The following is a 1386-nucleotide window of genomic DNA, read 5'->3' as shown; positions in this document are numbered from 1 at the left end:
TACTTAATACTACTGCTCGCGTTTTAGCCAGAACATAAGCCTGGATACTTGTGACTTTTTTTTGAGTTATTTCTTTTGCATACCACTGATTATAGACACCGTTTTCATCATTTTCTGCTGGTTGCTTTAAGTTAGTAATAGGGATTGTTTGTAACTTTAATAATGGTGTATTTGTACTACTGTAATTTTTTAAATTATCAACAAACTCTTTAGCCCATCCACTAGGGTTATTATTGGCAATGAGGCCAATGGACTCCATGGGTGGAATGATTATAGGTCGTTGATTATTATTAGCCGTGTAGGCATGAAAGGGCTGACGCGCCTCTAAAGATTCATTGTTTATCGTGGATAAAATACCGGCTTTATTCGTTTTTAATACAATAGGCTTTTTTACATCATAAACAGCCGAATCAGGCTGTTCAGCAACCACAAATCGGTTTGCTACTGGCGTTAATTTACTCACGGGTTTGTTGTTTTCAACATATCCAGTTAATAAATACACTATTGGGCTTGCAGATCCTTTGCTAATATCGTGCATAATCAATACTACCTTTCTTGAGCTACTAAGTTTGTAATAGCGATAGGAGTTAAAGATCTCATACCCCATATATATTTTTCTTTTATTAACGTCTCTAACTGCTCATCTGTCACAATGTTTTTTGTTTTTATGACGCGCTCTGAAAGATAGAAACCTTTTTCATCACGCTCTTTTGAATGTTTTATTGTATACTCTAATAGGTAATCTTCTTCTGGAGAGAAAATAACACCATTTCCCTCCCCTTTTTCTGAGTGCTCTATTTCAGGGTTTGCAATATTCACCCAGTGGAAGTGAAAATCATCTCTACCATGCGTCATAAATGTTAAATACTTACCATCGGGTGAAATTCGGTGATTTCTCATCTCCCACTTACGTGGAAAACCAAAATTAACTTTGCGTACTACTTCACCATTAAACTTATGTATCCAAAAGCCATCGTGCTTTATGGCTAAAAATTCTTTATCGTCCGGGAGTAAAAACAGCTCATCTGAATAAATTATTTTACGCTGTGTAAGTGTGGCTGTGGATACGTTGTAATTGTAATGTTTACCATCTGCATAAAAAATCACATTATCGCTATCTGAGGTCCAATTAAATGAAGGATGTCCTCCTCCACCTGACATGGTAATGAGTTTTTTTTCTTTGGTGTCGTATAACTGGCGAGTCGCTCGGTCATTTATATAGCCCGAAATAGCGATATAACGGCTATCTGGTGAGCGAGCTACCTTATGCAGCCCAACAGGTCTGAACTCTATAAATACCTCTTCTGGAATTATGCGGCGCCTGTCTGAGCCATCTAACCGTGATGACCACAGCGTGCGCACTTCACTGCCTTTATATTTATTCCA

The 1386-nt window shown here is 37.7% G+C and carries 1 protein-coding gene and 1 pseudogene; both read right to left on the bottom strand.

All coding sequences use genetic code 11. The features are described from left to right. Window positions 1-538: pseudogene (locus H5072_RS19515) on the bottom strand (OmpA family protein); the annotation flags it as partial. Between the two features lie 8 nt (window positions 539-546). Next, a partial coding sequence (locus H5072_RS19510; RefSeq protein WP_182694515.1) for a hypothetical protein occupies window positions 547-1386 on the bottom strand: 840 nt, incomplete at its 5' end.

The sequence above is a fragment of the Pseudoalteromonas sp. SR45-5 genome (assembly GCF_014163565.1).
Taxonomy (GTDB): Bacteria; Pseudomonadota; Gammaproteobacteria; order Enterobacterales; family Alteromonadaceae; genus Pseudoalteromonas; species Pseudoalteromonas distincta.
Note: the sequence above shows the minus strand (reverse complement) of the source record. Positions and strands in the feature narration are given on the sequence as shown.